General features: G+C 50.6%; 20 protein-coding genes. 11 read left to right on the top strand and 9 right to left on the bottom strand.

Translation table 11 applies throughout. The features are described from left to right. Positions 1–86: 86 nt before the first annotated feature. Complete coding sequence (locus E6072_RS00195) at positions 87–2792, bottom strand: RNA degradosome polyphosphate kinase (RefSeq protein WP_316692979.1); 2706 nt, start codon at positions 2790–2792, stop codon at positions 87–89. A 61-nt stretch (positions 2793–2853) separates the two neighbouring features. Next, complete coding sequence (locus E6072_RS00190; protein ID WP_316692977.1) at positions 2854–3477, bottom strand: hypothetical protein; 624 nt, start codon at positions 3475–3477, stop codon at positions 2854–2856. 281 nt (positions 3478–3758) lie between these two features. Between E6072_RS00190 and E6072_RS00185 the strand changes: the two genes are divergently transcribed. The 3 genes from E6072_RS00185 (at position 3759) to E6072_RS00175 (ending at position 7189) form a co-directional block, all read left to right on the top strand. Beyond that, the gene (locus E6072_RS00185) at positions 3759–5195 is read left to right on the top strand and encodes an FAD-dependent oxidoreductase (protein ID WP_316692976.1); all 1437 of its coding nucleotides are present in this window, start codon (positions 3759–3761) and stop codon (positions 5193–5195) included. A 109-nt stretch (positions 5196–5304) separates the two neighbouring features. Further along, positions 5305–6189 (top strand): zinc metalloprotease HtpX, encoded by an 885-nt coding sequence (htpX, locus tag E6072_RS00180; protein ID WP_316692974.1) that lies wholly within the window; start codon positions 5305–5307, stop codon positions 6187–6189. 46 nt (positions 6190–6235) lie between these two features. After that, on the top strand, positions 6236–7189 hold the full coding sequence (locus E6072_RS00175) for a hypothetical protein (RefSeq protein WP_316692972.1): 954 nt from the start codon (positions 6236–6238) through the stop codon (positions 7187–7189). Positions 7190–7330: 141 nt separating this feature from the next. Here E6072_RS00175 and E6072_RS00170 read toward each other — a convergent pair whose 3' ends face one another. The 4 genes from E6072_RS00170 to E6072_RS00155 form a co-directional block, all read right to left on the bottom strand. Then, complete coding sequence (locus E6072_RS00170; protein ID WP_316692970.1) at positions 7331–10147, bottom strand: FtsX-like permease family protein; 2817 nt, start codon at positions 10145–10147, stop codon at positions 7331–7333. Continuing rightward, complete coding sequence (locus E6072_RS00165; RefSeq protein ID WP_316693325.1) at positions 10148–10897, bottom strand: ABC transporter ATP-binding protein; 750 nt, start codon at positions 10895–10897, stop codon at positions 10148–10150. It lies immediately after the preceding gene. Between the two features lie 66 nt (positions 10898–10963). Beyond that, on the bottom strand, positions 10964–12505 hold the full coding sequence (locus E6072_RS00160) for a hypothetical protein (protein ID WP_316692969.1): 1542 nt from the start codon (positions 12503–12505) through the stop codon (positions 10964–10966). Next, positions 12506–13204 (bottom strand): ATP-binding cassette domain-containing protein, encoded by a 699-nt coding sequence (locus tag E6072_RS00155; RefSeq protein ID WP_316692967.1) that lies wholly within the window; start codon positions 13202–13204, stop codon positions 12506–12508. Positions 13205–13334: 130 nt separating this feature from the next. Between E6072_RS00155 and E6072_RS00150 the strand changes: the two genes are divergently transcribed. Together E6072_RS00150 and E6072_RS00145 are read left to right on the top strand one after the other, a co-directional pair. Beyond that, positions 13335–14741, top strand: coding sequence for a histidine kinase (locus tag E6072_RS00150; protein WP_316692966.1), 1407 nt, complete (start codon positions 13335–13337; stop codon positions 14739–14741). Beyond that, positions 14722–15408: a response regulator transcription factor gene (locus E6072_RS00145; RefSeq protein WP_316692965.1), complete on the top strand. Its 687-nt coding sequence runs from the start codon at positions 14722–14724 to the stop codon at positions 15406–15408. The genes E6072_RS00150 and E6072_RS00145 overlap by 20 nt, the downstream gene beginning before the upstream one ends. 67 nt (positions 15409–15475) lie before the next feature. Here the strand turns inward: E6072_RS00145 and E6072_RS00140 are convergent, their stop codons facing one another. Then, positions 15476–16657, bottom strand: coding sequence for an amidohydrolase family protein (locus E6072_RS00140; protein ID WP_316692963.1), 1182 nt, complete (start codon positions 16655–16657; stop codon positions 15476–15478). A 251-nt stretch (positions 16658–16908) separates the two neighbouring features. Between E6072_RS00140 and E6072_RS00135 the strand changes: the two genes are divergently transcribed. From E6072_RS00135 to E6072_RS00115, 5 genes are all read left to right on the top strand, one after another. Continuing rightward, positions 16909–17712 carry a sugar phosphate nucleotidyltransferase gene (locus tag E6072_RS00135; protein ID WP_316692962.1) on the top strand — a complete coding sequence of 268 codons (804 nt, stop codon included), beginning with the start codon at positions 16909–16911 and terminating at the stop codon, positions 17710–17712. Between the two features lie 189 nt (positions 17713–17901). Then, the gene (locus E6072_RS00130) at positions 17902–19191 is read left to right on the top strand and encodes an extracellular solute-binding protein (protein ID WP_316692961.1); all 1290 of its coding nucleotides are present in this window, start codon (positions 17902–17904) and stop codon (positions 19189–19191) included. Positions 19192–19560: 369 nt separating this feature from the next. Further along, positions 19561–20439, top strand: a complete 879-nt coding sequence (locus E6072_RS00125; RefSeq protein ID WP_316693323.1) for a sugar ABC transporter permease — start codon at positions 19561–19563, stop codon at positions 20437–20439. After that, positions 20432–21364 (top strand): carbohydrate ABC transporter permease, encoded by a 933-nt coding sequence (locus tag E6072_RS00120; RefSeq protein WP_316692959.1) that lies wholly within the window; start codon positions 20432–20434, stop codon positions 21362–21364. Before E6072_RS00125 ends, E6072_RS00120 begins: the two co-directional genes overlap by 8 nt. 317 nt (positions 21365–21681) lie before the next feature. Beyond that, positions 21682–23013 (top strand): U32 family peptidase, encoded by a 1332-nt coding sequence (locus E6072_RS00115; RefSeq protein ID WP_316692958.1) that lies wholly within the window; start codon positions 21682–21684, stop codon positions 23011–23013. Between the two features lie 217 nt (positions 23014–23230). On the opposite strand, the gene glpK is transcribed toward E6072_RS00115, so the two are convergent. Next, a complete protein-coding gene (glpK, locus tag E6072_RS00110) occupies positions 23231–24757 on the bottom strand; it encodes a glycerol kinase GlpK (RefSeq protein WP_316692957.1) in 1527 nt (508 codons plus the stop codon). Between the two features lie 58 nt (positions 24758–24815). Next, a complete protein-coding gene (locus E6072_RS00105; RefSeq protein ID WP_316692955.1) occupies positions 24816–25637 on the bottom strand; it encodes an MIP/aquaporin family protein in 822 nt (273 codons plus the stop codon). A 188-nt stretch (positions 25638–25825) separates the two neighbouring features. On the opposite strand from E6072_RS00105, the gene E6072_RS00100 reads away from it, so the two are divergent. Beyond that, on the top strand, positions 25826–26827 hold the full coding sequence (locus E6072_RS00100; RefSeq protein ID WP_316692953.1) for a sugar-binding domain-containing protein: 1002 nt from the start codon (positions 25826–25828) through the stop codon (positions 26825–26827). The last annotated feature ends 2 nt before the right edge of the window (positions 26828–26829 follow it).

The raw sequence follows: 26829 nt of genomic DNA, 5'->3' as shown, positions 1-26829 counted from the left end.
TCTAACAAATTACTTATAAGGTCATTCCCCCAGGTAAAGAGGGCGATAACTGTTCAACATTAAGAGGTGGATGGACGATCCGCTGATTAGCGTCCTTTCATCCGCGAGTTAGCCTTATTAATCAGGTACTCTTGGATATCCATCAGCGGCGATCCATCTTTGGCGTCAACATGCCGCCGCCAAGTACCATCCCGGCGTAAATGCCAAGAAGATACCTCCGGGGAGGCCTCAAGTCTCACCAAATCCATGAGTTTCGCAGTCATGTCGGGATCCTTAATCCGGATCAGCGCCTCCACTCGGCGATCTAAGTTGCGGTGCATCAGATCAGCAGAACCGATCCAAACCTCTGGCTGTCCGGCATTTTCAAAAGCGTAGATACGGGAGTGCTCCAGGAAACGCCCCAAAATGGAACGCACTCGGATATTTTCCGATAGCCCCCGCACCCCGGAACGAATCGTGCAAATCCCGCGCACCACAATATCTATCGGTACCCCTGCCTGGCTGGCACGGTAAAGCGCATCAGTTACCGCCTCGTCTACCAGGGAGTTTACTTTAATCCCGATATAGGCGGGCAGGCCTTTGCGGTGATTTTCTACCTCGCGTTCAATGCGCTCGATAATCCCGGGACGGATAGAGCGCGGAGCCACCAGCAGGCGATGGAAGGAAGTGCGGGGCGCATACCCGGACAGCTGATTAAATAGGCGAGTAAGATCTTGGGCTACCTCCCGGTCGCAGGTAAGCAACCCCAAATCCTCGTATCCGCGGGCCGTCTTGGGGTGATAGTTGCCGGTGCCCACATGGCAGTAACGGCGCAGGCCATCGGCTTCTTCGCGAACCACCATCGACAGTTTGCAGTGGGTCTTCAAACCCACCATGCCATACACCACGTGTACCCCGGCGCGCTCTAATTTACGCGCCCAGGAAATATTAGCGTCCTCGTCGAAACGGGCTTTGATCTCTACAATCGCCAACACCTGTTTCCCGTTTTGCGCCGCCTCTATCAGGGCAGACACAATCGGTGAATCCGAGGACGTGCGGTAGAGGGTCTGCTTTATGGAACGCACTTTGGGATCCCTAGCGGCATAGGTGACGAAATGCTGCACCGAAGTAGAGAAGGAATCATAGGGGTGATGCAGCAACACATCGTGGCTGCGGATCATCGCGAAAATATCGGTGGGGGTAGCCGATTCCACTTCCGCTAACCCGGCAGCAGTGGCCGGTACAAACTTTTGGTATTTCAGTTCCGGTAAATCTAGGTCATGCAGCTCGTTCAGGCAGCGTAAGTCAATTGGTTCGGGAAGCGCAAACACGTCCTCCATCCCAATTTCCAGTTTGGCCACCAGGAAATCGAGTACCGGCCGCGATATTCCCTTTGCTACCTCAAGGCGCACTGCCGGGCCGAAACGGCGCCGCAACAGTTCTTGTTCCATTGCGGTCAGTAGGTTCTCGGCGTCGTCCTCTTCTACTTCTAGATCCTCGTTGCGGGTCAGGCGGAACACGTGATGTTCTAAGATTTCCATCCCGGGGAAGAGGTGATCGAGGTGGGGGCCGATAACATCCTCCAGGGTAATGAAGGTGGCTTCTCCTTTAGTATCAATCGCATCTTCCGGACTGACCTGGTCTATTGCCTGTTCCACACAGATTAGCCGGGGCAGGCTTTCCGGGATTTTCACCCGGGCGAAATGCTGCTTTCCCGTTAAGGGATTGCGCACCACTACCGCCAAGTTAACTGATAGCCCCGAAATATAGGGGAAGGGGTGCGAAGGATCGACCGCCAAGGGGGTGAGGATCGGGAAAATCTGGCGGCGAAAATACCCGTGCAGAAAATCTTGTTGCTCTAGGGAGAGGTCATTCCAACGCCGCAGTTTGATCCCCACGTTTTCCAGTTCTCCGCGTAAAGTGTTTTGCACGAAACCTGCTTGCCGAGCACACAATACTTGGGCGCGCTCTGTCACCAGGTCAAGCACTTGCCGGGGGGTAAGACCGGAGGCGGCGGTGCGGGCAATTCCGGCGGCAATGCGGCGTTTAAGCCCCGCCACACGCACCATATAGAACTCATCCAAGTTGGAAGAGAAAATAGTAGTAAACCAGGCGCGCTCTAAAATAGGCAGCCGCTCGTCCTCTGCCTGTTCTAATACTCGCTGGTTGAACTGCATCCAAGATAGTTCCCTGTCCCCGAAACGTCCCTTGGGGAGGGGTTTGTCTTGACCGAGGGGACCGGCTTGCGCGAGTTTGTCCATCCCGGGAGCCTCCCGCAAAGTGGAGGGGCTGATTTGGGAAAGGTCTTCGGGGCCATCGGTTTGGGCGTGACCTGCCGCTAATGCTTCTGTATCGGAAGGCTTTTGCGCCTTCGACTTAGTTTTCACCGGGGAATCACCCGGCTTACTGGCAGCTGCCGGCTTCCCGGTTTGGGCTTCCTTTTCGCTAGCTGGTTTGCCAGCGTTATTTTCCGAGGTAGGAGGTTTACCGGTTTTATCGACCTCTTGCTCCCCTATAAACGGGGATTTCTTATCGGGGAGGGCGTAGTCCGCGTCCTCGTAATCGATGCCGGGAAACTGGTCAGGAGAGATTTTCGAAGATATTAGCTCGTCAGCGGTGGCGGTCTCAAAGTTGGATTGTGCCGCTTGCCGGTCTACCTGCGCTACCGGTTCAGTTTGCGGGTTTTCTTTATATATCCGGGCAATATCGGCAGGCGAAGGCACCACCTGGGGGTCACCTTGCGCATCCTCTTTAATTTTAGCTTTACCTACTTTAGGTTCTGGCTTGTTGTCAGCTTCCTGTTTGCTGTCCATGCCGATCCCTTCTAATAAATAATTTGGTGACGGTACTGAACTAGTCCGGGTAGATTTAGTTCTAGTCTAGGCGATTTACCTTGGCTGCACGCGCTGAAAGCCTTAGGTCGCGCGCGGTTTGTAATAGCGCTTCGGGACGCAGGGTTACCGGATCAGCCAATTCGTCTCGCTCGTCTTTAATCCAGTCGGCACTGACCCCACTGGCGAGCACTTTCAGGAAATCGCTGGTGCGATCTAGCAGCGGAGCCAGCTGGTCAATTGAGGTTTGGGTTCGCCAAAGCTCCGCTAGTTTATTTATGAGGGCGTCCACCGATTTTTCGCAATGCTCGCGCGAAAAAACTTCCCCAATTTCTAGAGCTGCCAGCCCCTGCTGGAAGCGTTCATTTACCAGATCTGGATCGCGTAAATACCATTGATACACCAAGTAAAGCCGCCAGAGCGTTCCGGGCAAAGTATTGGCTGGTGAAGCGGACCAGAGTTCACTGACCGTATCTATCCCACCAGATTCTAGGAGCTCGCGTAAACGTTTAACCTGATCGTCACTTTCTTTTTCGATTCCTAGCAGAGTTTGCGCTACCAAGTGGGCAACCTCTGAAGCGATCGCCCCGTCCTCGGCACCGGGAATGTTTTCTGCCTGCTCGGCATCTAACATTGCTGGCCTGCGCGGAGTTCTCCGTGTAGTCATTTTTTCCTCCTTTAATATCCCTATTGTCTCCCATGCATCATTACTTGGGGCAGCTTTGCTTTTATTGCGCGAGTTACGAGCTAGCGAAGTTCAAAGTAGGGTTTGCTCGTTTCTTTGCCGTTGCTTTCCGCGCTCGTGCCCATTAGTAAACGTGGCGGAGCCAATGTGTGAGACCGCTCAATAAAATGCGAGATAGTCGCTACTCGCGGCTAGAATAATTTGAGGTTTGAGGTGCTAACAGGTGGCGCCGCCAGATTTATTACGTAAAAGGAAGGGTTTTAGTGTCTGACCGTCCGCTTAGTGTCGCTGTAGTTGGAGCCGGCCCCGCCGGCATCTATGCTTCTGATATTTTGTCCAAATCTGGTCTAGACGTAGAGATTGACCTCTTTGAACGTCTGCCTGCACCCTATGGATTGGTTCGGTATGGCGTAGCGCCCGATCATCCCCGGATTCGCGCCATTATTACTGCCCTTTACAAGATTTTGCAGCGCGGCGATATCCGTCTGCTGGCAAATGTGAATGTTGGCGGCGAGGACGCCGATATAACTGTCGATGACCTGCATGAACACTATGATGCGATTATTTTCGCTACCGGGTCTGACCGCGATAAACCGATTGATTTGCCCGGTCAGGATTTGCCGGAATGTTATGGGGCTGCCGATTTTGTTTCTTGGTATGACGGCAACCCGGATTATCCGCGTTTTTGGCCCTTAGAAGCGAAAGAGGTCGCGGTTATCGGGGTCGGTAATGTCGCCCTCGATATTGCGCGGGTAATGGCGAAGCACCCTGCCGATATGCTCAAAACCGAGATTCCGGAAAATGTGGCGAAAGAGCTCTATAAATCCCCAATCACAGACGTGCATGTTTTCGGGCGGCGCGGACCGGCTCAGGTGAAGTTCACCCCCTTGGAGCTGCGCGAACTCGGGCAGCAGCCGGGAGTAAAAGTTATCGTTTCCGAGGAGGATTTCGAGTTCGATGAAGGCTCGGAGCAGGCGATTGCGGCTTCTAAACAAACCAAAATGGTGGTTGATACCTTAATCAATTACGCCATGGACGAGGACGATAGGGAAGCTGATCGCCGTATCCACCTGCATTTATTCTCGGCTCCGAAAGAGATTTTAGCTGACGAGGACGGGCATGTGCGCGCCCTAGTTACTGAACGTACCCAGCTGAACGGGGACGGAACGGTTTCCGGGACTGGCGAGCTGCGGGAAACCCCGGTACAGGCGGTTTATCGCGCGGTGGGATATTTCTCTTCTCCGATTGCGGGATTGCCTTTCGATGAGCGTCGCGGAGTAATCCCCAATCAGGAAGGACGGGTCACCGATTTGGAGGGAACTCCTTTGACCGGGATTTACGCTACCGGTTGGGTAAAGCGCGGCCCGGTGGGGCTGATTGGTTCTACCAAGTCTGATGCGCAGCAAACTATCGCCCACCTGGTAGAGGACGCGGAAGCTGGCAAACTAGTGGCTACCGGGAAAGCGGTGGGGCACGACGCCATGATTGAGCTGCTTGAGCAGCGGGGAGTTCCTTTCTCTACTTGGCATGGTTGGGAACTATTGGACGAATACGAAAAGCAGCTGGGCGCAGACTTTGGCGAGGTCGAGGGCGGCCGCGGCGGGCGTGAGCGGGTCAAAGTGGTTTCCCGTAAAGCTATGAGCGCGATTTCTCGCGGGGAAACAGTTCCGGAAGATTTAATCGGTCAGGACGGCGAATAGTCAGCTCACCTGTCTTTTCATCTTTGGTGAAGCTGCAGGTCTTTGGCAGGGATTTGTCAGTATTTGTGCAGTTTCACCTGCTAGATTGCGGGTAAACCAGGAGGAACAAATGGGCAAGAAACGTTTTAGTAATGGCTTGAAAACTGGGCTGCTGTTCGCTGTGATGTGGGCGTTGCTGCTGCTAGTTGGCTATCTGATTGCTTACGGTACTGGCAGTTCCGCTTTTATCTGGATTTTTGCGGCTATCGGGTTGATTTCAACTTTTTATAGCTACTGGAATTCAGACAAAATCGCGATTAGATCCATGAACGCCTACCCGGTGGATCCGGGGAAATATCCGCAAATAGTGCGGATTGTTACTGAGCTTTCGCAAACTGCTGGTCAGCCGGTTCCTCGAATGTATATTGCTCCTACTTCGGCCCCTAACGCCTTTGCTACGGGACGTAATCCGCAAAATGCAGCGGTTTGCTGTACCGAGGGGATTTTACAGCTCCTTGATGAGCGTGAGCTTCGCGGGGTTTTGGCGCACGAGTTAATGCACGTCTATAACCGGGATATTTTGACTTCTTCGGTGGCCTCAGCCATTGGCGGTCTGATTACTTCAGTTGCGCAAATGTTGTTTTTCTTTGGGGGAGGGCGTCGCGACGGTGACAATAGCCCGCTTGGCGGGGTGGCGATGGTGCTTTTGATGTTGTTAGCCCCGATTGCCTCGATGTTTACCCAAATGGCGATTTCTCGGACACGCGAGTTTGATGCAGATGAGACCGGCGCTGAGCTGGCGCGAGATCCTTTAGCTTTAGCCAGTGCGCTCAAGAAACTAGAGGCAGGAACGGTGGCGCGTCCTCTGCAGAGTAATCCGCAAACCGAGAAAGTTGGTTTCATGATGATTGCTAATCCTTTCCGCGGGAAGGGAATTAAGCATCTGTTTTCTACCCATCCGCCTATGGATGAACGGATTGCCCGCCTAGAAGAAATGGCGGGATATAGCCGTTAATCTGGTTTTCGGCGCTGACTAAAGGGTTTGAATATATGCTTGCCTTATGGCAAGTGATATTCCAATCCAGGTACACCAGATTGACGCTGAATACTCGCTAGCTGAAATTACTGATTTTGGGGCGCAGGTGCTTTCTTGGACTCCGCGGGGTCAAAATCCAGTTGTTTGGCTGTCTGACCAAGCTAGTTTTGCGGGGGACACTACCGTGCGGGGAGGAATCCCGATTTGTTTGCCCTGGTTCGGCAATCCCAGGTTTTCGCCGGCAGCCCCGGCAGGTGCAGCTGGTAATCATGGTTTTGCGAAAACTACTGTTTGGGAGCGGGATGATAGCGCTTCCAGCCCGGCGGCGCAAGTTTTAGGGGGAAAAGGAATTGATTCCCCAAGGCTGCAAATGCCCGGTAATGGGGATATGCAAGGGCTCGCAGGCGCGAAAGCGGGCTATAAAGTGCTGACCTATCGCCTGTCCCATAAAGATGGCGAATTATTTCCCCATGCTTTTTCTACGCAGCTAACAATCGAGGTGGGTGAGACTTTACGGCTGACATTGGAGGCGGTAAATACCGATGATCACCCGTTCACATTTGAGGCGGTATTCCATACCTACCTAGGATTTAGTGATTTAAGGCAGTGTGAGCTTCAGGGTCTGGAACAGGCAGTTTTCTTAGATACTTTAACTGCTAAGAAAGCTAGCGAAGACCAGCCGATTACTTTTAATCAGTCATTTGACCGGATTTATGATTCCTCTTCTGACCTGGAAATTTATGATCCAGCCTGGGGGAGGAAGATTTGGTTAAAGAAATCGGGATCTAAATCCACTATCGTCTGGACACCGTGGAACCGGTTTATTAAAGATTTTAGCGATCTTTCTGACCAGGATGTTTACCGATTTGCCGGAATCGAGTTTGGAAATGTACGCGAACACGCGCTTTTACTGCAACCGGGTCAAAGACACCGGCTCGCCATGGAGATTGGAGTAGATTCCCTAGTTGGCCAGGGGTAACTAGCTTCTAATCGGCACTTATTTTTTTCCGACGATCTTAGCCTCTAAACGCTATTTGAGCTGATGATACTTTATTGGGGGGGCGCTGCCAGGCAGCGCCCCCCCAAAGTGCAATCGGGCTATTGACCTAGCTGCTGGAGTTTACTCGTCAGCACTAGCTAAAGCAGCTACCGGGCTGGCTTTAGCGGCTTGACGACCGGGCAGCACCGAGGCTAGGAAACAGAACCCTTCGGTTACCAGGATTATTACCCCTAACCAGAGCCACGGGATTTGCAGGTGAATGTCTTTCGGACTGATGAAACCGCTGAAAGGCATACATTGCATCACGAACCAGGAGAACAGTATCGACAGCCCAATCCCTACAATCAGCGCCCCTAACCCGATTAGCGTCCCCTCGGTCAGCAGCATGGCGCGAATCTGTTTTTGAGTAAAACCAACCGCCCGGAGCAGAGCATTTTCGCGTTTGCGATCAACTACTGAAAGACTCAAAGTATTCGCGACCCCCACCAGGGAAACCAGAGCTGATACCCCTAATAGCGATAGCAGAATGGTCATCAGTATTTTTAGCACCAGATTTATGGAAGCCGTAGCCATTACGCCTCCAGTTTCAGCTACAGAATCTGCCGGAGCCAAGGTTGATAGCTCCTGAATGTCCTCCAAAATCTCGGTAGGCGTTTTTTCCATATTAATTTTGAGGATTACGCCTGCCGGATTTTTCCCTGTTTCACTGGGGGTAATACTGTCTAAATCAGCTCGTGACAGTACCAGATAGGAGCCTAATGCAGAGCTAGGGAAGGCTTGATTATCTTCTGGAGGAGACTTTAAAGCAACTGTCAGCTTCTGTCCGCTAGCAAAAGTTAAGGTTACCTGTTTAGGGTGTTTCCTCTCGTCCGCAGTCATCAGCCAGGCAGTACCTTTCTGAGGGGTCTTAACCTGGTTACGTAATACTGCCTCGGGGTTATCGGGCAAACCGACCGCTAAAACTGACCGGTTTTCGGGTTTTTGGTTGCCGGAATCGGTGGTAATCGCATCCGAGGTGTCTCCCGTTTCGCCCTCCCCTTTATCCGGAGCCGAGCTGGTTGTTGCTTCTTTCTCGCCCTCGTAAGCTTCTACCCGTTCAACCGCTAAGTTCAGTTGAACCGGTTTACCGTTTTCATCATGAGTCTCTTTGATAATCCGAGAGGGCAGGGAAGCAACCCTATTTACGCTCTGCAGCTTCGGTAATTTCTTGGTTATCTCCTCGGGCATCTGATGGGATTCATCTACGGCAACTAGTGACATATCCACTGAAAAACGGCGGTTTAGTTCATCAGTGATGGTGCTTTGTAAAGATAGCGTACCTACCAAAATAGTGGCCATTAAGGTTACCCCTAATACCAGGGCAGTTCCGGTAGCTCCAGTGCGATTAGGATCGCGTTTTACGTTTTCTCCCGCTAGTTTCAAAGTTGCAGAGCGGGATGCAAAAGGCCGCGTTAGGGCGGCCGTGAATGCCGGTAGGAAACTGCGGCAAGCTAGCAGAGCCGCCAAGAAAATAAATAGGCATCCTCCCAGGGCGCAGCTCAGCGCGATGGTCATAGCTTGATCGTCTTCCTGCCCCTTATTTAGCCATGCAATCGTCCACAACCCGGCTCCCATCAAGGTAAACAGTGTCATGAACACGCCGCGCGCAATGTGGCGCTTCTTCTTGCTCATTTTGTTTAGTTCCATGGGGTTCAAGGCGGCTACCGGCAAGATTTTCGCTAGTCCCAGGGTGGGACGCATTCCGCCAATCAAAGGCACTATTATCCCGGTTAAGAGCGATACTACTGCCGGGGTGAAACCGATTACTTGGACCGCTTGGGCGAATGATCCAATCATTCCGGTTGCTACTGCCACCACAATCGAGGCAGTCCACCCTAAGAGCGTTCCAATAAGCGCAGCGATTACGCCCACCATAATGCATTCGGCAAATGCGGAACGCCTGATTTGAGAAACGGTAGCCCCCACGCAGCGCAGCAAGGCGGTTTCTCGCCGCCGCCTAGCTAGAACCACCTGGAAAGTTACAGAAACTATACCAATACATACCAGCACCGCTAGGAGTGGGAAAGCTAGGGAAGCAGCTTGTATTGCCACAGATTTGGCTAAATCGGAATCGGAAGATTTTTGTAGCGCCTCTACGGTAACTACCCAGCCATCATCGGATAGCAGTTTATTGTCATTTAGATATTTACCGAGTTTTTGTACTACCGCTTTGGGATCTTGCTGGGTGTTTACCAGTATTTTCGAGGGTGATTCTTTTGCGTAACTGCTTAGCTGCTTGGTTAGCTGGGCAGAGTAATACACATCCGGTAGGTTCCCGATTCTCATAGCGGCATCTTGTTTAATAGTGCCGGTAATCGTAACGGGAATGGTTTTCTCTTTCCCGGTGTATACCCCGTTTACTAGCTCATCAACTTTAAGTTCAATCCGGTCACCGATTTTAGTTTTGCCATTTTCCAGGTAACTTTCGCCCAAAATTATTTCATTTTGCCCACTAGGGTAGCGTCCCTCAGCTAAGGGAGGGCGATAATAGCCTTCAGGTAATAGCCCTGTTCCGAACAAATAAACAGTTTTCTCATTGATACTGGTGACCGTCATCGGATAGTAAAGCGGCTGTAAGTCAAGGTCTTTACCGACAGCGTTACGGATAGCGTCTTGTTTTTTCAGAATACCTTCATAGTCGTTACCGGGGATTTTGTCCCAGGCAACGATACCTTTAACGGCCTCACCGCTGTCGGTATCGTATTGTTCGCCCTCGTTAGTTATCTGTACCTGGGTATTCTGGTTGAATTGGGTTTCTCCGACCCCCATCACCCAACTCATTACGGAGGCAAAACTGCTGGCTCCGCAAATAAAAACACAGCAAATAATGATAGCGATGGCAGTTGCTACATATTGGCGGCTATGCGCTTTCAGGTTTGCTTTTGTTAAAAACAACATTTAAATCACCTGTGCCAGTTCTTCGCGGCTGGGTTGGTTAAGTTCTTGGGTTACTTGCCCGTCGCGAACCACCAGTACCCGGTCAGCTACCGAGGCGGCGCGAGCATCATGGGTTACCATCACTACGGTTTGTCCCAGCTTGTCTACTGCTTCCCGCAGCAGTTTTAGCACTTCCATTGACGAGGACGAGTCCAGATTTCCCGTGGGCTCATCAGCTACTAGCAGGGCTGGTTTGGCTACCAGAGCGCGAGCTACCGCTACCCGCTGCTGTTGTCCCCCTGATAATTCTGCCGGTTTATGGGTTAGGCGGTCTTGTAAATTCAAGATTTCGATAATCTGTTTTTCCCACTTAGGAGCAGTTTTCTTTCCCGATAGCAGCGCGGGCAGATGGATATTTTCTGCGGCCGTTAAAGTGGGGATTAGGTTGAATGATTGAAATACAAACCCGATATGGTCGCGGCGAAATTTGGTTAGTTTAGTGTCGTCCATAGCGGCCAGGTTTTGCCCGGCAACCGTAACCATTCCGCTGGTAACTGCATCTAGTCCCGCTAGGCAATGCAGCAAAGTTGATTTACCGGAACCGGAAGGCCCAACGATGGCAGTAAATTGACCGGAGTAAATATCCACGTTCACCCCGTTGAGGGCGCGGACTTCTACTTCTCCTTGCCGATAAATCTTGTAAACATCTTTTAAGCTCACTAAAGAACGTCTATTGGCCGGCATTTGCGGATAGTTTCCATTTTGAATCATGGCTGCTCTTTCTCTAGTTTGTCCATTCATATCTAAGAAGGTATTTTCTTTTCTTACGGTTCACCATCACTTAGGCAATGATTTTTTCTTATAGCTAGCTCTACCTGGCATAGGAGACTGGGCTACCCTGCCGCTCCGGTTAAGTGCCATAAATGTCCCGATCTGTACTAATACACTGACCGCTAACATGGCTGCCATCGGGGCGGTAATCTTTAGGGTTGTTCGTAGCTCTTCGCTTACCCCTAAACCTCCATTTGCTACCAGCAAGGTTAAAAATAGGATTACCCCCAGGATTAGCTGGCTGAATCCGAAAATATAGGGCAAGATTATTTCCCACCATTTTGCTCTTCGAATAGTACGTGGCGGGCATCCTAACTGGAGCAATAGGGTTTTTTGGGTTCGGCTTTGCTCATTATCCGCAGTGGTACTGACCGCTACGCAAAGACAGGTGAGGGCGGCTACCAAACCAGCGGTAATAAGCCATCCGCTGCGAATATCGGTTTGCAGTAGTGAAAAAAACTCGCCCTCGTTACTTAAAAGTGACTGCCAAGCCCCGGCGCTTTCGCTGGAACCGGGGAGGATGGGTTCGCTAGATCCTTTCCAAAGATAGGGAAAAATAGTTAAGAACATGAAAGTTAGCAGATAACTTAGCGCTAAGGATAGTACCGGGGTAATTGATACCCAGTATTTTTGCGGGTGGAGACGGATATTTCGCACTGCTAAAAGCAAACTTAAGTGGCGAGTGCGACTTAGTGGCCAAACCGCTAAAGAGAGGGCATTCGCTGGTAAAAATATTCCAAAAATCCAGGCGAAAAGTAAACAAAATAGGAATATCAATACCGCTAATAGCAGGGGAGTTAGCGGGAGAATAAACGCTAACCCCGGAATAGAGACCAGGCAGGCACCGATAAATATTAATCCTATTGTTGCCCCTGACAGTTCTCTGACTCTGTTGCGGGAGCGTAAGTAGCGGGGAATGCCAGTGTATTTACGGGTTAAGCTCAGCGCTTTCAACAGAGGAACTAGGGCTAATACTAAGAAAACTATTATTACTGCCTTAATCGGCGGGATCAGGTTAAATCCGCCTAGAGGAATTCCTAATAGTTTCAGCTTTCCCAATAGCGGTACAGATGCACAGTAGAGCGCTACTCCCCCAAGCCACCCCAGCCCCGCATAAACGAGCATCGATACCACGCATACCAGCAACCTGGTGTGAAAGGGTGCCCCTAATTTTCCTAAAGTATTTAATAACTCAGCTAATCTGCGTTCATCTAGGGTTAAACGATTCCACCACAAAATAGTTAAGGGAAAAATAATCAGAATCACCGCAGCGGTGAACATTAATCCGTACAGTACGGTCACTACGTCTGCTAATTGGTTCCCTAAATCAGATGCGCGCAGCGACAATAAGTCTTGTACCGAACCAGCACATTGAAAATCTGCTCCCGAGGGACAAAAGACTCCCAGATGGAAAGCCGCTTTTATTCCTCCTAGCAGCAAACAAATACTATAAGCAGTCAAACAAGCTGAGAAAAGCGACAAAAACTCCGCAGTTTTCGGATAATGGAACCGCCGTGACCAGCTATAAACAAGTTGTAGGGTTCGCATTTAGTTTTCCCCAGGATTCTCCGGCAAAGCCGTTTTGGTTCTATCGGAAACTATCAGTCCGTCCCGTAGAGTAATCGTGCGTTCGCACCAGCTAGTGTCCTGTGAATTAAGGCTAGTTACCAGCAGGGTGGCTCCCATTTGTTGAGCGGTAGTAGATAGCACCTGCATGGTTTCTTGCGCAGTTACCTCATCTAAACAGTCGGTCGGCTGGTCGGTGATAATTATTTCTGGTCTGCCAACTAGGGCGCGCGCCAGAGCTACTTTTTGTCGTAACGCTGCCGATAGATTTCCACTTATTTGACTAGCAATGGTTTCTAAACCCAGTTTTTCCAGTTCTCTTTGGGCACGAGACATTGCCTCGGCGCGCCCTATCCGTTTTAACAGCAGTGGTAAAGCCACATTTTCCCGTACACTTAGCTGGTCTACTAGCTGCTCTGATTGGAAAACAAAACCAAATTTTTGCCGGCGTAGAGCCTGTAAATCTTGCCGGGAGTAATCGTTAAGTCGGCTACTGCCTAAATAAATCTCGCCACTAGAGGGCGCAATAATCCCACTGAGTAGGTAAAGTAGCGTAGTTTTTCCCACCCCGGATGGCCCGGTAAATGCTACCTGGCTGGCAGTGGGAATATGTAAATCAATCCCCGCTAAAACGGTGCGTGAACCATAAACTTTAGTTAATGCGCGGGTAGATATATCCATATTCTCTATTGTTGCGGGCGCTATTCATTCCGGTTAGCACCTTAGAGCTAGTTTTTAGGTAGTGCTAGCTCTACCTAAATAATAGTGAGCGCGCTCTGTCGGAACGCTAGCTTGCCAATAGGATAGAAACATGCAGCGAATAGATCCCTTTTTCCAGGGAATAAACGACAAAAAACGGGTGACCCCCCGCATGGCGCTGCTGCTAGGGCCAGCCTATTTCGTAGTAGAACTCTTAGCGCTGCTAGTGCATTTAGCGATCATGCTGATTCATCCTAAAAAAGCTCGCATCACCCTCGCCAACTACACATGTACAGTGCGTTATCGCGCCGGAGCAATGCTCGGTAAACCGGACGCGAACATTTGGCATCTTTGGGCAATCCCCGGGAATGATTCTTTATTGACCGGAGAGGGAAAACTTGCCCAACCAGCTAAAACCAGCCGAGACATCCTCATATTGCTGTTTTGCCTGTTCGTTAATGCTATTAGTTTCTGGGCGCTAGTAGTTTTAGCTTACCTGGTAACCCAGTTCTTTCAGTACTACCTCCAGCTGCTGCTAGCGCCGCTATCGCTGGGGGGCGGTTCGCCAGATTTAATCGCGACCATAGCGTTATGGCTGGTATTTAGCCTAGCGGCGGCTATTTACCCGCGAATCATCTATTCGATTGCGCAAGGCAATCCTATGGACGAGCAAGAAATCAGGCAGCTACATCGTTCTCGCCGGGAAATCGTAGATGCTTTCGAGATTGAACGCCGCCGGATTGAACGCGACCTGCATGATGGGGCACAACAATACTTAGTGGCCGCTTCCATGAAAGTTGGAGAGGCGGAACTTTCTCTTAGTCTACTGGAACACGAATTGGCGAAGGCTGCGGCTTTAAAGGACGCTGAATCTAGTCAAGACCGACAGGGGAAAGCATCCGGGGGAGCGGTATTGGGCGAGGACGCGCCTCCTGCGGAACCTGCCGGGTCTTTAGACGGTTCTATAAATCAGGAATCAGTCTCCTTGCCGCAGTTCAGCGCAAAAATACAGGAAGTACTTTCTTTACTGCGGCAGGCGCAAGACGCTAACGATAGATCCTTAGTGGCGCTCAGACGCACAGTTGCGGGGGTGCATCCGAAAGTATTGTCCGATAAGGGACTAGCGGAGGCAGTGCGAGACGTGTGCGCAGATTCTCCGGTGCAAGTTGAGATGCATCTGCCGGAAGAGTTACCGTCTCTACCGGCTGGAGCCGCTGCTGCCGCCTATTATTTGGTGTGCGAATCTCTAACTAATATCGCCAAACATGTTGCAAATCCTAAAGCATCTTTGCTGATAGTTGCGGGTTCTTCTCTGGTTATTTCCATAGTGGATAATGGGGGTGGGGGCGCGAAAATCATTCCGGGACACGGCTTGGCAGGTTTGCAGGCACGCCTAGAGGCTTTCGGGGGAAACTTGCGGATACTTTCACCTCTGGGCGGGCCAACTACAGTGCGCGCCGAGATTCCGATTTTAATTCCTAGCGTTGAGGAGGACGGGTTTGAAAATCATCTTGGCTGATGACGCCACTTTGATTCGGGAGGGCTTAGCGGGGCTACTGGAGCGACTGGGGAATCAAATAATCGCTCAAGCCGAGGACGCGCCCTCCCTGTTAAAAGTGGTCGATCAGATATACCAGGGCGACCAGGTTCCCGATATTTTGATAACCGATGTGCGAATGCCTCCAGGTATGAGTGACGATGGCTTGCGCGCCGCCGTACAGATTCGGGAAAAATATCCTGACCTGGGAATCATGGTTCTCAGCCAGTATGTGGCTCCCGCTTATGCGGCTCAGCTTTTTAGTTCCGAACAGTTTTCACTGCCGGGAAATCATGCGGGTGGTACCGGTTACCTGTTAAAAGAGCGGGTCTCACGGGTGGCAGATTTTTTGAATGCGCTCAAAACTGTGGCTAGTGGCGGGGTAGTGGTAGATCCAGAAGTAGCAGTTAAGTTGGTGCGGGAACGCAGTTCTGCTCTTTCCAGCCTCACTCCTCGCGAAAACGAAGTTTTAGAGCTGATGGCGCAAGGTTTAGCGAATGAGGAAATCGCGGCGAAACTGTTTCTATCCGGCGCATCAGTGGCTAAACATATTGCGAATGTGTTCATGAAGTTGGGTTTAACCCCGGATGAACCCAACCGCCGGGTGCGAGCCGTCCTCGCCTACCTGACCGCCACCGGTTTACGTTAGCTAGGCGAACCGGTGATTCCCGTTTTGAGCAGTGAAAATAGCCTTAAATCAGGTTAGGTAATCGCTCTTAACTCTCTATTGTGGTTGGCTCGATTTCTTCACCCTGCCTAAATAGCCGTTGTATCCGATAATCAGAATCTAAGAGTATAAAGCTAGGTTTGCAGCCAGGAGTAAAGCGGGTAGTTACCCCGGGAGCGTCCTCGGGAATTGAGGCTGCCTGTACCGGGGTGCCCACGCAGGCACGAATTAGTTTCGCTAGGGGGATTTGTCCGCGCCGAGCAAAGAGGGCGAACTGGTTGAGCAGGCAGGAAGCCCCACCAGACAGGGTATTAGTTCCATCCAGGTAGCAGGCTCCGTTCTTTACTTCAACCTTTAATCCTCCCAGAGTGTATTTACCGGGAGGCATACAGGCGGCCGCCAACGCATCGGTTACAAAGAATAGGGAAGCATCGGGGAAAGTAGCGAACATATCTTCTACCAGTTCGGGTTTCAAGTGATGCCCATCAGCGATAACCTCAACCCCAGCTGTTCTGTCTTTTGCCGATCGCAAGAACTCTATAATCGGACCGGGAGAACGGTGATTAATCGGGGACATGGCGTTAAACAGGTGAGTAACAGTTTGCGCGTATCCCTGCCAGTTAAGTTCACCGGCGGTTTTAACCGTGTAATCCAAAGCCAGGCGGGCTTGATCTTCGTCACAGGAAGTGTGACCCCAGGAGGGAACCGCCCCATATTTGAGTAACAGTTTCGCGGCCGGAAGTGCATTATCAGTTTCCGGTGCGATAGTCATGGTCTTAAACCAGCCCTGACCAGCCTGAAGCCAGGATTCAAGCTCTGCTAAATCAGCGGGGCGGATCACTTCCGGGTTTTGCGCCCCACATTTTGCTTTCGAGATAAAAGGACCTTCTAAATGCAAACCCGCAAGCTCGCCCTTTTCACAGAAAGGAACCAGAGCCTTGATATAGGGCAGGGGGTCAGCCAGAGAAACCAAGGAAGCAAATAGGGCGGTTGTGCCGCCGCTACGGTGAGCTTTAATCGCGGTAGCTATTTCATCTGGGTCAGTGGTGTCGGGGAAAGAAAACCCGCCACCTCCATGGCAGTGAACATCGACAAAACCGGGAACAATGAGCGGCCAATTTGCGTCAGGAGTTCCCGGGATGACCTCAGCTAACTGGTTGCCATCTAGAACTAGACCGCTTCCAATCTGGTTTCCGAAACCATTAAAAACTCGCCCTTTTATCGTGGTCATCTCGGTTGCTCCCAACGCCGCTGTTAAAGTTCAAACACTCTAACTTTACGCCGGCTACTGCTCCTAAACAATGCTGCTGGGAAGGGAAACAACCAGGTTAATAAGGATGTTGGCTATTAATAGTTCATCAAAATCGGGTTTTGTCCACTGCTATTGGGTATTTGTTTACCGGGTTCGCAAGGTGGTGAGGCTACCTAGCTTGTTAGTATTGAGTAGTAGTTTTTCTAAATCTGGTTTCAAAGGTGATTATTATGGCGGTTACTAAAGCAGTTATTTTGGCTCGCGGACTAGGTACCCGGATGCGCGCAAATGACGAATCTACTAATCTGTCTGGCGAACAAGCCGCCGCCGCTTCGGCAGGTACCAAGGGATTAATTAACGTTGGACGCCCTTTCTTAGACTACGTAATCAGCGCCTTTGCTGATGCCGGAATTAAAGAGGTCTGCCTAGTAATCGGTCCAGAACATGATGCGTTTCGTAACTACTATGACAGCGTAGAAAAGAATCGGGTAACCATCACCTATGCAATTCAAGAAGAGCCGTTAGGAACCGCAAACGCGGTCGCGGCTGCCGCAGAGTTTATTGGTGAAGATCGCTCCTTGGTTCTAAATTCCGATAACTACTACCCCTTGCCGGTATTAAAGCAATTGGTGCAAGCCCCGGGTCTGGCGGTAGCCGGGTTTTCGCGGGCAGAGTTAATCGCGAACTCTAATATCGAGGCAGAACGGGTTAAGGCCTATGCGATCATGGATGTTAGCGACGGGGAGTTACAGAACATTATTGAAAAGCCCTCTGACGTGGAAATGGCCGCGCATCCTGACGCCCCAGTCAATATGAATTGTTGGCTATTCGACCACAGCATTATTGCCGCTTGCGAAAATATTGAGCCCTCGGTGCGGGGAGAATACGAACTGACGGATGCAGTGCGTTACCTAATTCAAAACGGTTCACAGATTAAGGTGGTTCCAGTCGCTTCTGGAGTGCTGGATATGTCCTCCCGTAAAGATATAGGTGCGATTAAAGATGCTCTGCAGGACGTGAACGTTAATCTCTAACCAGCGTAGGTAACCTGGAAGGTGCCGCCTCGGTGTTTCAACTCAGTTTGGTATTATTTTAGACACGAAAAAGTCTCATTTTCATATCAAATTCGGGAAAATTTCAGGAAGAAATCAGTTTTGCTATAATCCTTAATGAGTTTTCAATGACTCGCATTGTAGCGGGTCAGCTCAACAAGGAGGTTTGATTTGTCGCGTAAGCTAAAACGGAGTATTGCTCTCGCTGGCGTAGTCGCAATGGCATCATTGGGGCTAGCTGCCTGTGGCGGTGCTGATGACAAAGCCGGTTCTGCAGACAGCAACGAAAAGGTAGAAATTGAATACCTACACCGTCTTGACAATGCCGATGATGCAGTAAAAGTTCAGACGATTGTTGATAAATGGAATAAAGAAAACCCGAACATTAAGGTAACCCCGAAGAAATTTGATGGTAAAGCTCAAGAGCTAATCAAGAAAGTACAGACTGACACCGACGCAAAGAATGCGCCTTGTCTGTACCAGGCTGGTTACGCTGACTTGGCTGAACTATACGTAAAGGGTCTGGTACAGGACGTTAGCAAGTATGCTACCCAGTACAAAGACAAGTACCTGCCCGGTCCGTTCGATTCTATGGCGGTAGACGGAAAGTACTTAGGACTTCCGCAGGATACCGGCCCGCTGGTCTACTTCTACAACAAAGCAGAATTCGACAAGCTGGGTCTGAAAGTACCCACCACTTGGGAAGAATTCACCACCACCGCGAAAGCTGCCGCTGAAAAAGGCAAGTACATCGTGGCCTACGAAGGTGACGAGGGCGCCCAGATCTTCTCCGCTATGACTGCCGCCGCTGGTGGTCAGTGGTACGGAGTAGAAGGCGATGCCTGGAAGGTTGATACCACCGATGAAGGCTCTGCGTCCGTTGCTGCTTTGTGGCAGAAACTGCTTGACGAAAAGTCCGCAAAGGTAGTTGGTCGCTGGGCTGACGAATGGGCTCCTGCTGTTCAGAAGGGCGAAATCATCGGTACTATCGGTGCCGCTTGGGAAGCTCCGCTGATCGCTGGTGACGCTCCTGACCAGTCCGGTCAATGGGCTATTGCTCAGCTGCCTGGTGGCGCATCCGGCCCCGATGGTGGTTCCGGTGTAGTGGTTTCCAAGACCTGTGAGCATCCTGAACAGGCCATGAAGTTCAACGCTTGGTTCAACGAGCAGGTTGATGATCTAGCCAGCCAGGGTCTGGTTGTAGCTGCGAAAGCAACTCCTAAAGCTCCTGATTATGCCAAGTTCTATGGCGGCCAGGACGTAATTAAAGAGTTCACCACTGCTAACACCAATATGAAACCGTTCACCTTCCCGCCCTCCTGGTCGGTACCTCAGGGCTACCTCAGTGGTGAAGGCGGCGCTGCTGCCGGAGACGGCACCATGAAGGTTGCGGACGTGTTCAAGAATTCGGGCGATCAGCTCAAGGACGCCTTGAAGAAACTGAATCTTGAAGTTAAGTAACTAAGTTTCAGTCTTAGTTGATGTTCTTGGATACCGGATGTACCCACGTAACATCAGGGAGGCACCTACCATCCCGCAAAGTTGGTAGGTGCCTCCATTTCTATATCTGGCATTCCGTAGATTTTTACGGATTTCAGTCTGTATACCGTATATCCCAAACTGTTGAATGAAATAAAATATAGGCATCCATTTTCTGATGCATACCAATAATCTTTAATACAAATACGTGGGGATTTAAGCATGAGTGCTACTAAAGTAAAAAAGCGTAAACCAGCAGATAATGCTGATACGCTCCCACCTGAGGCAGGGGTCGCAAAGGAGCGAAAGACGCCTCGAGCAAGAAAGGAAGCGTTGACGGGCTGGGCGTTTATGGCTCCGTTCACGATTCTGTTCCTGTTTATTTTTATTTTGCCGATTTGCATATCGGTATTTTCTAGTTTTTTCCAAGTTAAAACACAAGGTGGCGGCGCATTCGGTGGGGGTGAATCTCAGAACGTTTTCGTCGGCCTCGAGAATTACCAATACGTTATTTTCTCCGGAGCCTTCTGGTCGGGAATCGGCCGGGTAATCCTGTACACCATAGTGCAGGTACCAGTGATGATTATCGCTGCTCTCGCTTTGGCGTTGCTTATTGATTCCCTGATCGTTCGCCACGTAACTGTTTTCCGTTTAGGTTGGTTCTTGCCCTATGCGGTACCGGGGGTAGTTGCCGCTATTATTTGGCTGTGTATTTACACCCCGGAAGTTTCTCCGCTTAACTCCCTGGTAGAGGCTTTTGGCGGCGACCTCACTATTAACTTCTTTGGCAAGAAAATGATTTTACTTTCTATGGCCAACATGACTACCTGGACGTTCACCGGCTACAATATGCTGATTTTCCTGGCAGCTTTGCAGGCTATCCCCCATGATTTGTATGAGGCAGCTCGCCTTGATGGCGCCAGTAGCTTCCAGATTGTCACCAAGATTAAAATCCCGATGGTGCGAGGGGCAGCCCTGCTGGCGATCCTGCTGTCTATCGTGGGAACGATTCAGCTGTACAACGAACCAGCGGTGATGGAAACCAGTCAAAAGTGGATGGGCTCTGCCTATACACCGATGATGATGGCGCTTAATACCGCGAAAGGATATATGTCGCCTTCAGGGGACGGCCCGGCGTCTGCAATCGCTATCGTTATGGCGCTAATCGCCGGTATTTTGGCAGTTGCTTATTTCTTAGCCGATCGGAAACTAGGTGGTAGTAATGACTAAGAAAACCGCTGTTACCCCTGGTGGGGTCGAGTATCGCCCCTCTATCAAGGGCTTACAATCACGTTCCTTAAAACCGGCAATGTGGTCGAAAATCCTCGCCATCTTGGTGATGATAATTGTCCTAATCTATTTCATTTTCCCGATTTACTGGGTGATTATCGCTTCTACCAAAACTAATGCCGAAATTTCCGGATCCTTCGGTTTCTGGTTCGCTCCGCACGACGATTCTGGGTCTGTTTGGGAAAGTACCAAAGCTAACTATGTTGGGCTTTTGGGATGGACCAAGAACATGGTTTGGCGCTGGATTGGTAACTCCCTGTTCTACTCAGCCGTTGCCGCCACCGTCGGAACCCTGGTAAGTGTTATGGCGGGTTACGCACTGGCGAAGTTCAAATTCCCCTTCAAGAACGGTACTGCCGGGATCATCATGGCTGGTCTGCTGATGCCAGTTTCCATTCTGACCGTTCCTATGTATGTGATGTTCTTGCATATGGGCCTAAATAACACGATGGCATCGATCATTGTTCCCTGCTGTGTATCACCATTCGGGGTATTCCTAGGGCGCGTATATGCCCAAACTTCGGTACCAACCGAGCTGCTGGAAGCAGCCCGGATCGATGGGGCAGGAGAATTCCGGATCTTCTTCGGGATGGTTTTGCGTCTATTAGCACCCGCTATGGTGACGATTTTCTTGTTTATCTTCGTAGCTACTTGGAACAACTTTGTGCTTCCACAGCTGATGATTTCCTCCGAAGAGCTCAAACCGATCACCTTGGGTCTATACGGTATGGCTTCCTACTTCTCGCCGCCCTATGGACAAATGATGATGGCATCGCTGTTCGGTATTATTCCGCTGATTGTGCTGTTCCTGGTGCTGCAAAAGTACTGGCAGTCCGGTCTGGCAGCTGGTGCGGTGAAGGGATAAACAGGTTAGTTCCTTTTAGCATCTGCCAGATGCTCATCTAAATAAAGGTGGGGGGTTCGATTTTCGAGCCTCCCACCTTTATTTGTCCTGGAGCCCAACTCTTCCGTTTTTCCTAGTTTTTAGGCTACGTTAGCGTTACTGGTGGCGGCCTTTAGACAGCAGGCTAAGGCTATCGCATATCGCGCTGGAGGCACTGTTTTCAGCTTTATTTATCCTCGCGCCCGGTAAGGAGACAATCTGTCGAATTAATGTAGGAAGGTTTATAGGGAAAGGGGGGAATCTAGCTATTGTCGCCCAATCTTTCGTATCCTTATCTGGTGACCATTGATAATCACGCAGATTTTCCGCAAATCCTACGTCGCTCAAACCCCGAGGTGCTGGCACCAGCCGGTAATCTCGACACCTTAAAAACTGCTATCGATTTCGGGGCAGACGCGGTTTATTGCGGGGGGAAAGCTTTCGGGATGCGGGCGGCTCCCCGCAATTTCAGCCTTGAAGATTTCGAGGATGCGATCAGCTATGCTCACCAGCGAGGGGCACGGGTTTATGTAACCTGCAATATCTTGCCGGACAGTGACGAAGTTGTAGCCATGAACGAATATATGGGACAGCTAGGCGAGATTGGGGTAGACGCCCTCATAGTTACCGATATCGGGGTTTTAATGGCAGCGCGTCGGGTTGCTCCCGATACGGATATTCATATCTCCACTCAGGCAGGAGTAACCAACTATCAGGCAGCTGAAGCTTTAGCAGCCCTGGGGGCTAGCCGGGTAGTCCTGGCACGCGAACTTGATTTAGCGGCAATCCGGATGCTGCGCGCTCACGTTTCTCCCGAACTTGAGATTGAAGCATTTGTGCACGGCTCAATGTGTATGGCGTTTTCTGGGCGCTGTCTGATTTCTCAACACACCACCGGGAGGGACGCTAACCACGGGGATTGTGTGCAAGCATGTCGCTATAAATATCACGTGGTGGAAGAGAAAAAATCCGGGAACTTTATTCCGGTTGAAGTAACCGATCAAGGTTCGTTCCTGTTCAACTCCCAAGATATGAATATGGTTGAACACGTAGCAGACGTGATAGATGCCGGGGTTACCAGCCTAAAAATAGAGGGACGTGCTAAAAGTGCCTACTATGTGGCCGCTATGGCGAACGCCTATAAATGTGCGGTTAATGAATATATGCTTCAACGTGGTTTTGAAAATGCGCAAGGGAAAGAGCTTAAACCCTTTATCCCCGGTGATGAACCGATGGATAAGGTAGTTCTGCCTGATTGGATTGGACAAGAGCCCTATAAAGTTACCCATCGTGAATACTCAACCGGTTTTTATTATCCCGAGAACCCGGCCAGTGAATCCATTACCAAAGGGGGATATATAAACGCTTGGCGTTGGTTAGGTAGCGTTCGCGAACACCGCTCAGATGAAGGACGGGTCTATATATTAGCGAAAAATAAAATAACCCCCTTAATGCCTATCGAGTTTTTAATTCCTGGTGCGGGACCAATTGAGTACCAAATCCCTGACCATGATTTACAGGATGAGTTTGGACATGAAGTACCAGAAATCAATCATCCCGCACATGAGTTTTCCTTCCCTTGCCCATTGTCCCTACCAACTGGGGCAATGATTCGTGCCAAAGTGCGTTAAAGATGTGAAACCCTATCGCTGATATTCCTAAAAACTCTCGTCGTTTGCTACCCAAAGCTACCTTGAAAGCCTGGTAACAACACATTGAAAATGCGGGTTCGGAAAACCTTTTGTTTTCCGAACCCGCATTGGAGGTTTCACAATTTAGTTATTGCAGGTATTACCCCGATATGCCACGCAATAAGTATTTTCTTACGTGACTAAAACGCCTTGACGACTAGGCGTTCTCTACGTCGGTATCTACCCACTCGAAGGTGCGAGTTACCGCTTTCTTCCACAAGCGGTAGTTGCGGTCGTACTCTTCGCGATCTTTACCTGGCTCCCAGCGTTTGCCTTCTGCCCAGTTATCAATCACGTCCTGTTCACCGTCCCAGAATCCTACGGCGATACCGGCAGCATATGCTGCGCCCAAGGCAGTAGTTTCTAGTACCTGAGGACGAACCAGCGGCACGCCCAATTGGTCGGCCTGGAACTGCATAACCATTTCGTCCTTGGTCATGCCACCATCTACCCGCAGCTCTTTAAGCTCCACGCCCGAGTCTGCCACCATCGCGTCAAATACTTCACGGGTCTGATAAGGAGTTGCTTCCTGTACCGCGCGCGCAATGTGTCCCTTGTTGTTGTAACGGGTTAGACCCACAATCGCACCCCGGGCATCATCCTTCCAGTAAGGAGCAAATAGGCCAGAGAATGCGGGCACAAAGTAGACGCCACCGTTATCATCAACTGTGCTGGCCAGCTTCTCGATCTCGTCCGAACTCTTGATCATTCCTAGGTTGTCGCGTAGCCACTGTACCAGCGAGCCAGCAACCGCAATCGAACCCTCCAAGGCGTAAACTGGCTTGTTATCACCAATCTTGTAAGCCACGGTAGTTAGCAAACCATTTTCAGAAAATACCGGTTCTTCACCAGTATTCATCAATACGAAGCAACCAGTACCGTAGGTGTTCTTTGCCATGCCTTTCTCAAAACAGGCCTGACCGAAAGTAGCAGCCTGCTGGTCACCCAAAATACCCGAAATTGGGGTGTCAATCAGCAAGCCGTTCTTACGACCATAACCGTAGACCTCGGAAGAGGAGCAAATCTCCGGCAGCATCGACATGGGAATCCCAAAGTCTTTGCAGATGTCTTCGCGCCACTGGAGGGTGCGAATATCCATCAGCATGGTACGGGAAGCATTGGTGACATCGGTCTTGTGTACCCCGCCGTTCACGCCGCCAGTCATATTCCACAGTACCCAGCAATCGGTGTTACCGAACAGCAGGTCTCCGGCTTCTGCCTTCTCGCGTGCGCCCTCGACATTATCCAAAATCCACTTGATTTCGGGACCTGAATAATAGGTAGAAAGGTCAAGCCCGCAAATATCCCGGTACTTTGACATTCCCTCCTCGCCGGCGAGTTCCCGAATAATCTGCGAGGTGCGGGTATCCTGCCAAACAATCGCGTTATATACCGGTTCCCCAGTATTCTTGTCCCAAACTACTACGGTTTCGCGCTGATTGGTGATTCCCACTGCGGCGATCTCATGCCGGTTTACCTGGGCTTTTTGTAGTGCATCAGCCACGCAGGCGCGAATGTTGTCCCAGATCTCAATCGGATTGTGCTCAACCCAACCGGCCTTCGGGAAAATCTGTTCGTGTTCTTTTTGTCCTACCGACACGATTTGTCCGCCGTGGTCGAACAGAATCGCGCGCGAGGAGGTTGTTCCCTGGTCAATGGCCATTACATATTTTTTTTCGGTCATATCTCTTTTCTTCCTTTAGGGTTTTTCTAATTGTCCTTAAACAGTCTTCCTAAACTTCCTAGGCAGCCATACCCACGCCGACTACGATCAGCGGAGTGATGATGGCAGCAATCGTGGGTCCAACAATCGGAACCCAAGAGTAAGCCCAGTCAGCGTTCGGCTTTCCGCCCTTCATCGGGAGTAGGCTGAACATAATACGCGGCCCCAAGTCACGAACCTGGTTGATGGCGTATCCGGTAGGACCACCCAAACCAATACCGATTACTACGATACAGAGAGCCACCGCCAAGGGGCCTACCTGAGTCGGGGTACCGCCCGATACCATCACGAAGGCGAGGAGACCGAAGGTGCCGATGATCTCGGTGAGGGTGTTCCATCCGTAGGAACGTACCTCGGGCGCAGTAGAGAAGCACCACAACTTGGGGCTGGGATCATCCATCTGCAGATCGAAATGCTTCTTGTAAGCCAAGTAGGCGATTAGCGCACCCACCATTGCTCCCAGCAGTTGGGCAATAATATAAATACACACGTTCATCCCAGTAGCTGGAATGCCACCGTCAGCGATACTGGGGCCATTGAGAGTTACTTTGCTGTCCAGGCCGTGCCAGACAGCTTTCATGATAGTAACTGCCGGGTTGAGGTGACCGCCGGTCTTATAGGCAGCATACACACCCATGTATACTGCCAAACCCCACCCAAAGTTGATCATTAACCAGCCGCCGCCGTGACCTTTTGATTTCAAAAGGTTATTGGTGCAGCAGGTGCCAACACCGAACATGATGAGGATGGCGGTGCCAAAAAACTCTGATGCGAAAATCTCACCACTACCTGGGGTGGCTGTTGCCATGGGTACCAGGAGATCATTCAATGTCGCAAACATACGCGCTCCTTTGCGCTAGGTTATTGGATTATTCTTTATTCAGTTTTGTTAGGTCATGGTTAAAAGTGAGAAATCTTCTGCGATACCTCTCACTTTTTACCAATGGTCTACTTCCATTTTTTGCTTTCGGACACTAATGTTCAACATAGTAGAACAAACGTGCGCACATAAGCCTCGAGGTGAGATTTTTGTCAAAGGAAGTAAAACCAACCGAGGATCAGTTTACCGAAGAGAATGTCAATAGAGATGAATTGGCACGCGCTGCTGCTCTGGCATATTACGTACAGGGACAAACTATGGAGGCAATCCGCCGGCGCATGGGAGTGTCACGCTCTACGGTGTCCCGCCTGTTGTCATATGCCCGCAAGCGCGGAATCGTGACCATTTCGGTGCAAACCTCAAATACGCCGCACACCCGCTTAGAGCGACAATTGCAGGAACGATTTGGGGTAAATGTACACATAGTGGAAATGCCTCCCGACACTACCCAAAACCGCGTCCTCGAAAATGTTACGAAAACCGCTGCCCAAATGCTAGGGCAGATGGTCAATGACGGAGAAGTAGTAGGTATCGCCTGGGGGAACACCACCACCGAGATGGCCGGTCATATAACTCAAAAGGACGTCGATAACGTCACCTTGGTACAGCTAAATGGCGCGGCCTCTACCGAAACTTCCGGAATCGCGCACGTAGGCGGAATTCTAGCGCGTATGGCTTATCAGTGGAAGGCTAATATCGTGCAGTTCCCGGTTCCTGCTTTTTTTGATGATCCGGCTACTAAAGAGGCGCTTTGGCGGGAGGGGTCGGTGCGGCGCGTGCTAAATTGGCAGGAAAAGTGTACTTTAGCAGTGTTTAGCGTAGGGGCGTTGCGGGCGGAAATTCCTTCCCACGTGTATGCTGCCGGCTATCTCTCGCGCAGCGAGTTAAATAAATTGGCGCTAGATAAAGTGGTGGGGGATGTTTGCACGGTACTTATCAGACCGGACGGATCCTGGAGTGATATTTCCTTAAATAGGCGCGCCACCGGCCCTAGCCCCGATCAGCTGCGTCGTATTCCACGGCGTTTTTGCGTGGTTGCGGGGAAGAACAAAGCTCAATCCCTGCTAGGAGCGCTTAACGCGGGGGTAGCTACCGATTTGGTTTGCGATAAAGCGATAGCGGAAAAGGTGTGGGCATTAGCAAAGTCCTAGAA

Origin of the sequence: Varibaculum cambriense (assembly GCF_032557235.1) — a bacterium.
GTDB classification, from domain to species: Bacteria; Actinomycetota; Actinomycetes; order Actinomycetales; family Actinomycetaceae; genus Varibaculum; species Varibaculum cambriense_C.
The sequence above is the reverse complement of the archived record's forward strand: the minus strand, read 5'-3'. Positions and strand labels throughout refer to the sequence as shown.